The following is a 6,284-nucleotide window of genomic DNA, read 5'->3' as shown; positions in this document are numbered from 1 at the left end:
GTCATCAGGCCCAGGATGTCGCCCAGCGACCAGACGCCGATATTGGCCAGCAGCACGCCGCCGCGCATCGCCGTGTGGATCGAGGCGGCCAGGGCGCCGGTGGCGATCGGGGCGGCCAGGCCGCAGATCAGGGCGAAGGCGATCATGTCGCGGGCCCGGCCCAGGTCGATCTCTTCGCCGACCACGCGGCGCACGCCCCAGGCGCAGACGAAGATCTGGACGATATTGCAGCTGACCAGGATGACGTTGACGGTCACCAGGTCCTGGACRTGGGCGCCCGCCGCCAGGCCGCCGACCAGGCATCCCAGCAGAACGGCGGGCCAGTGGCGGTCGCGGCACGACAGCAGGCACGCCACGCCGAAGCCGTTGGACAGCCAGATCGGCGCCACCTGGCCGTAGTTGCGCGGGAATTCGACGCAGAGATAGGCGAGCAGGGCGTAGCCGAGGGCCGCGATGACGGCGAGGGCCGCGGTCTTCAGAATGTCGCCAGTCGTCCAGGTCGAGATTGGCCAGGCCGGGGCGGAGGGGGTCGTCTCTGTCATCACCCTGCTTTCGCGGGTCGCTCTGCTTTGCTCAAGCTCGGGCGCACCGTAAAGCAGAGATAGGCTGAAGGCCTTAAAGAACAGTGGCTTGCGGCGCGGCTCATCGCCGCGCCCCTGAGGTTGTATTCGACCTGTTACGACCCGAAGCCCGCCGTCGCGACCGCGCGCGCGACCTCGGCGATCACCGCGTTGCGGCCGTCGTTGTCGAGGGTCGAACGGCTCAGATAGGCGGTGATCAGCAGGGGCTGACGGCCCGGCGGCCAGATCACGGCGATGTCGTTGGTCGTCCCGATCTTGTCGTCGCCCCAGCTGCCGGTCTTGTCGCCGACCTTCCAGCCGGCGGCCCCCTTTCCACTGGGCAGGCCGGCCCGGAGGCGCTTGTCGCCGGTCTGGTTGGCGACCAGCCAGGCGATCAGTTGCTGGCGCGAGGCCGGCGACAGGGTCTGGCCCAGGGTCAGGGTCCGCAGGGTGGCCAGCATGGCGGCGGGCGAGGTGGTGTCGTGGATCTCGCCGGGACGAACGATGTTCAGCTCGGGCTCGTAGCCGTCCAGGCGGGTGACCTTGTCGCCCAGGCCGCGCAGGAAGGTCGTCAGGGCCGGCGGCCCGCCGAAGGTGTAGAGCAGCACGTTGGCCGCGGCGTTGTCGCTGAGGGTGACCGTCGCCTCGCAGAGGGCTCCGACCGTCATGCCCTCGCGGACATGCTTCTCGGTGGCGGGCGAGTGGGCCACCAGCACGCTCTTGCCATAGACGATCCGCCGATCCAGCCGCTCCAGGCCCTGATCCACCCGCTTGAGCACCAAGCCCGCGACCAGGGCCTTGAAGGTGCTGCACAGGGCGARGCGTTCGTCGGCGCGGTGGGCGAAGGTCTTGCCGGTGTGGGTGTCGAGCACCGCCACGCCCAGGCGGCCGCCGCTGCGGGCCTCCAGAGCGGCCATACTCCGGCTAATGCCGCTGGTCAGGCGCGCGGTCGCCGCCGAGGTGGCGGGGCCGGCCAGCGAAAGCGCGGGCAGGGCGGAAAGGGCCGTTAACACTTGGCGTCTGTCGATCATCGGGTTCTCCATGACGCGCAAGATGGGCGATGGGTGACCCTGCGATCAAACGATGATAGTTCGGCGCAAACCCTAGAAAAATTTGGGTGTCGAGATGAGCCGCGCACAACTTCCCCTGAACGCCCTGCGGGCCTTCGAGGCCTCGGCCCGGCACCTGTCGTTCACGCGGGCGGCCATCGAGCTGTGCGTGACCCAGGCCGCCGTCAGCCATCAGGTCAAGGGACTGGAGCAGCGGCTGGGCGCCAGCCTGTTCCGGCGCCTGCCGCGCGGCCTGGCCCTGACCGACGAAGGCCTGGCCCTGCTGCCGGTGCTGCGCGACAGCTTCGAGCGCATGGGCGACGTGCTGGAGCGGTTCGCGGGCGGGCGGGTGATGGAGGTGCTCAGCGTCGGGGTGGTGGGCACCTTCGCCGTCGGCTGGCTGCTGCCGCGCCTGCCGGCCTTTCGCGAGGCCCATCCGTTCGTCGACCTGCGCCTGTTCACCAACAACAACCGCATCGACATCGCCGGCGAGGGCCTGGACTGCGCCGTGCGGTTCGGCGACGGTGCGTGGCACGGCACCCAGGCCGTGCCGCTGTTCGCCGCCCCGATGACGCCGCTGTGCGCGCCCGCCGTGGCCGAACGGCTGAAGACGCCCGAGGCGCTGAGCTCGGAGGTGCTGCTGCGCAGCTATCGCGCCGAGGACTGGCCCGACTGGTTCGCCGCCGCCGGCCTGACCCCGCCGCCGATCCGCGGGCCGGTGTTCGACAGTTCCTGGGTGATGGTCGAGGCGGCGATGCAGGGCGCGGGCGTGGCCCTGGCGCCGTCGATGATGTTCGCCCGCGACCTCGAGCAGGGGCGGCTGGTCCGGCCGTTCGCCCTGGAGGTCGGGTCCGGGATGTACTGGCTGACCTGGCTGAAGTCGCGCGCGGTTACGCCGGCGCTGGGGGCGTTCCGGGATTGGCTAGTGGAGGCGGCGTAGAGCCGGGGACACGCCCTTGCGGCGTGTCCCCAAACAGACGCAGTGCGAAACCTGGGGACACGCCGCAAGGGCATGTCCCCGATCGAGGCTAAGCGATGATCTCCGGATCGTTCCGCCTCAGCCACGCCGCCGCGTAGCTGCACAGCGGCACGATCTTCATGCCCTCGCTGCGGGCGGTCTCGGCGACCTTGACCATCAGCCGGCCGGCGGCTCCCGTCCCGCGCAGGGCGGGGTCGGCTTCGACGTGGGGGATGACCAGGCGGTGGCCGCTGCGCTGGTAGTCGGCGAAGGCGACGAGCCCGTCGACTTCGAGTTCATAGCGGCTCTTGGCGGGGTTGTGGCTGAAGGCGTCTGTCATGGACTCGCATATGGGCTGGACGGCGCGCCGCGCCAGGGTTGTAACTAGGCTTGGGGGCTAACGCACGAAAGAGGTGGGCGATGCGGGTTCCAGTGGCATTTGTGGCGTTCGGCGTCGTGGCGGCCTTGGCCGGCTGCGGCCAGAAGTCCGAGACCAAGTCCCAGGCCAAGCCGGGCGAGGCGCCCAAGGCCGCGAAGGCGGCGCCGGCCGCGGCGACCCCGGCTCCGACGACCTGGCCCAAGCGCAAGCCAGGCCTCTGGACTCAGACCATGACCCTGCAGGCGCAGGGCTTCACGCGCAGCTTCCGCTTCTGCGTCGATGAGACCAGCGACGAGAGGATGGGATTGGATAGTCAGGGCGACGACAAGCGCTGCCAGCGCAAGTCGATGACGCGCGGCCTGGACGGCGGCTGGACGGTGGTCTCGGCCTGCGACATGGGTCCGGCCGGCCAGACCGACAGYACCATCCACGTCGCGGGTGATTTCAACACCCRCTACGTGATGGACGTCACCAGCACCACGACGGGCGCGGCCCAGCCGGCGATGAACGGCGAGCACAAGATGAGCATGACCGCCGAGTGGTCGGGGGCCTGTCCCGCCGGCTGGAGCGGCGGCGACGTCGAGATGCCCGGCGGCCGGCGTATCAACCTGCTGACCAAGGCGGTCTCGGGCGGGTAGGGGGCTAGACCAGCTCCACCGCCATCGCCGTGGCCTCGCCGCCGCCGATGCACAAGCTGGCAAGGCCCTTCTTGCCGCCGCGGGCCTGCAGGGCCGAGATCAGGGTGCAGAGGATGCGCGCGCCCGACGCCCCTATGGGATGGCCCAGGGCGCAGGCGCCGCCGTTGACGTTCAGCTTGGCGGGATCGATGCCCAGTTCCTGCTGGGCGATCATGGCGACGACGGCGAAGGCCTCGTTGACCTCGAACAGGTCGACGTCGGCGACCTCCCAGCCGGCCTTCTTCAGCGCCTTGCGCATGGCCGGCACCGGGGCGGTGGTGAACAGGGCCGGCTCATGGGCGTGGGCGGCGTGGCTGACGACGCGGGCGACGATCGGCAGGCCCAGGCGCTTGGCCACGCTCTCGCGCGTCATGACCAGGGCGGCGGCGCCGTCGCTGATCGAACTGGAGTTGGCCGCCGTGATGCCGCCGTCCCGGCTGAAGGCCGGGCGCAGGGTGGGAATCTTTGCGGGGTCGGCCTTCAGAGGCTGCTCATCCTGGGTGWCGGTCTCGACGCCCTTGCGGGTGGTGATGGTCACCGGGGTGATCTCGGCGGCGAAGGCGCCGGAGGACACCGCCTTCTGGGCCTTGGCCAGGCCGGCCACGGCGTAGGCGTCCATGGCCTCGCGGCCGAACTGATAGGTGGCGGCGCTGTCCTCGGCGAAGGCGCCCATCAGCTTGCCGGGGGTGTAGGCGTCCTCCAGCCCGTCCAGGTACATGGAGTCCATCATCTGGTCGTGGCCGATGCGCGCGCCCGAGCGGTGCTTGGTCAGCAGGTAGGGGGCGTTGGTCATGCTCTCCATGCCGCCGGCCACGATGATCTCGGCGCTGCCGGCCGCCAGGGCGTCATGGGCCATGATCGCGGCCTGCATGCCGCTGCCGCACATCTTGTTGACGGTGGTGGCCTCGACCGACAGCGGCAGGCCCGCCCCGACCGCCGCCTGGCGGGCGGGGGCCTGGCCGAGGCCGGCGGGCAGCACGCAGCCCATGAAAATCTGCTCGACCAGATCGCCCGAAACGCCGGCTCGCTCGATCGCCGCCTTCACCGCCGTCGCGCCCAGCTCGGTGGCCTTGGCCCCGGCCAGAGCCCCCTGGAAGCCGCCCATCGGCGTGCGGGCGAACGAGACAATGACGACCGGATCGGCGTTGGACATGCTGGAGCTCCACCCATTTTTCGCTTGGGTTGTGGGATTTGCGGCGGAATAAACCCTCTTCGGCGCGGCCGGCGCAAGTCTTTCGCGCAAAAAGCGGCTGATGGCGGAATGCGGATGAAGCCGCCATCAGCACGCAGTGCGCAACCGAGAGAGTCAATTGCTATAAAAAACCTACTAGCGTCGGTCTGCAAAAGCAACCCTTGCATTCCCCGAAGGAAGGCTTCACCTTCCCGTGATGGGCCGCACCGCTGACTACACCAATGAACGCTGCGCCATCGCCGCCACCCTCGAGGTCGTCGGCGATCCGTGGACCCTGCTGATCCTCCGCGACGCCTTCCAGGGCGTGAAACGGTTCGAGCAGTGGCAGGAGCGCCTGGGCGTGGCCCGCAACGTCCTGGCCGCTCGCCTCAAGAGCCTGGTGGCCAACGGGGTGCTGGAGCCGCGCCGCTATTCGGAACGCCCGCCGCGCCAGGAATATGTGCTGACCCCCAAGGGGCGGGCCCTGTCGCCGGTGCTGCTGACCATGGCCGAATGGGGCGACCAGCACGTCTACGGCCTGGGCAAGGGGCCGGTGCACTTCGTCCACAAGACCTGCGGCCACGACTTCCATCCCAAGCTGGCTTGCGAGGCCTGCGGCGAGATCGTCGACGGCCGCGACCTGAGCCGCGTCATCCATGAAGAGCAGGCCCTGACCGTCGGCGAGGCCCTGGAGGCCTCGGTCAGGATCGCCGCCGAGTGAGCTACCGCTTCCACGTCCATCGCGCCAAGCCGGCCTACCGGCTGGTGACGGCGGACGGGGCGGGTTTTCCGAAAGGGGCGGTGGAGGCCGACTGGCGCTTCACGCGGGTTCGCGAGCGCGCCGACACCAACCCTGACGTGGCTAAGCTGGTCGACGAGACCGGTTACTGCCTGTTCAAGATCTGCATGACCTTCGACGAGATCGCGTGAGGCCGCGTTAGCCTACGGCCAGGGCCACGCCGCCGATGGCCGCCGCCCAAAAAGCCAGGCTCGCCAAGATCACGCTCAACTTGCCCAGCGAGACGTGGTGCGTGTTGTGTTGCGGGACGTGGATGTAAGCGGCGCTTTGCATGATCTTCGGGCTCGAATTTACAGATGTGTCAAAAATGCTCGGTGAAGGCGTATAGTTGGTACGCTCTCCATGACACAAAAGTTCCGCATGTCACTCGCCTCGATGGTGAAAAATCGTGTTTTGGCGAGATTAATTTCCCTTTTTAGCGTTCGCGTCAGTATAATTTGACTTACTTGTCAATTATGGACTTTTCCATGCAGCTATTGCTGATTTATTGAGCTGGAAAATGGCAGCATACGAACGGCGTTATCTGTAAGGCTAAGCTTACTGAGTCGCTGAAGTGGCAAATTCGTGAGAGTCGCGTCCAAAAGCGGCTGAAGGCCTAGGCCGCCAGCTCCGCCCGCACCGTCGCCACGATGAAGCCGCCGCCCAGCACCCGCTCGGGATCGGCGGGGTCGTACAGCACGCAGGCCTGGCC

At 68.4% G+C, this 6,284-nt stretch carries 10 protein-coding genes; 4 read left to right on the top strand and 6 right to left on the bottom strand.

Going from position 1 to position 6,284, the window contains the following annotated elements; all coding sequences use genetic code 11:
- Together AC1DZ6_RS16730 and bla are read right to left on the bottom strand one after the other, a co-directional pair.
- On the bottom strand, positions 1-542 hold a 542-nt coding region (locus tag AC1DZ6_RS16730), incomplete at its 3' end, for an MASE1 domain-containing protein (RefSeq protein WP_477098272.1).
- 134 nt (positions 543-676) lie between these two features.
- Complete coding sequence (gene bla, locus AC1DZ6_RS16725; protein WP_477098271.1) at positions 677-1,591, bottom strand: class A beta-lactamase; 915 nt, start codon at positions 1,589-1,591, stop codon at positions 677-679.
- Positions 1,592-1,685: 94 nt separating this feature from the next.
- Between bla and AC1DZ6_RS16720 the strand changes: the two genes are divergently transcribed.
- On the top strand, positions 1,686-2,549 hold the full coding sequence (locus tag AC1DZ6_RS16720) for a LysR substrate-binding domain-containing protein (RefSeq protein WP_477098270.1): 864 nt from the start codon (positions 1,686-1,688) through the stop codon (positions 2,547-2,549).
- An 88-nt stretch (positions 2,550-2,637) separates the two neighbouring features.
- Here AC1DZ6_RS16720 and AC1DZ6_RS16715 read toward each other — a convergent pair whose 3' ends face one another.
- Positions 2,638-2,907 (bottom strand): GNAT family N-acetyltransferase, encoded by a 270-nt coding sequence (locus tag AC1DZ6_RS16715; RefSeq protein ID WP_477098269.1) that lies wholly within the window; start codon positions 2,905-2,907, stop codon positions 2,638-2,640.
- 80 nt (positions 2,908-2,987) lie between these two features.
- Here AC1DZ6_RS16715 and AC1DZ6_RS16710 point away from each other — a divergent pair, with 80 nt between their 5' ends.
- Complete coding sequence (locus AC1DZ6_RS16710; RefSeq protein WP_477098268.1) at positions 2,988-3,584, top strand: DUF3617 domain-containing protein; 597 nt, start codon at positions 2,988-2,990, stop codon at positions 3,582-3,584.
- Positions 3,585-3,588: 4 nt separating this feature from the next.
- Here AC1DZ6_RS16710 and AC1DZ6_RS16705 read toward each other — a convergent pair whose 3' ends face one another.
- Positions 3,589-4,776, bottom strand: a complete 1,188-nt coding sequence (locus AC1DZ6_RS16705) for an acetyl-CoA C-acyltransferase (RefSeq protein ID WP_477098267.1) — start codon at positions 4,774-4,776, stop codon at positions 3,589-3,591.
- Positions 4,777-5,011: 235 nt separating this feature from the next.
- Here AC1DZ6_RS16705 and AC1DZ6_RS16700 point away from each other — a divergent pair, with 235 nt between their 5' ends.
- Complete coding sequence (locus tag AC1DZ6_RS16700; protein ID WP_477098266.1) at positions 5,012-5,515, top strand: winged helix-turn-helix transcriptional regulator; 504 nt, start codon at positions 5,012-5,014, stop codon at positions 5,513-5,515.
- Entirely contained in the window at positions 5,512-5,724 is a 213-nt protein-coding gene (locus AC1DZ6_RS16695; RefSeq protein ID WP_477098265.1) for a hypothetical protein, read from the top strand. Before AC1DZ6_RS16700 ends, AC1DZ6_RS16695 begins: the two co-directional genes overlap by 4 nt.
- Positions 5,725-5,731: 7 nt before the next feature.
- Here the strand turns inward: AC1DZ6_RS16695 and AC1DZ6_RS16690 are convergent, their stop codons facing one another.
- Both AC1DZ6_RS16690 and AC1DZ6_RS16685 read right to left on the bottom strand, forming a co-directional pair.
- A complete protein-coding gene (locus tag AC1DZ6_RS16690; protein ID WP_477098264.1) occupies positions 5,732-5,866 on the bottom strand; it encodes a hypothetical protein in 135 nt (44 codons plus the stop codon).
- A 322-nt stretch (positions 5,867-6,188) separates the two neighbouring features.
- Positions 6,189-6,284: hypothetical protein (locus AC1DZ6_RS16685; RefSeq protein ID WP_477098273.1), on the bottom strand; the 96-nt coding region annotated here is incomplete at its 5' end.

Source organism: Caulobacter sp. P1_B12_2 (assembly GCF_056406675.1).
The sequence above is the reverse complement of the archived record's forward strand: the minus strand, read 5'-3'. Positions and strand labels throughout refer to the sequence as shown.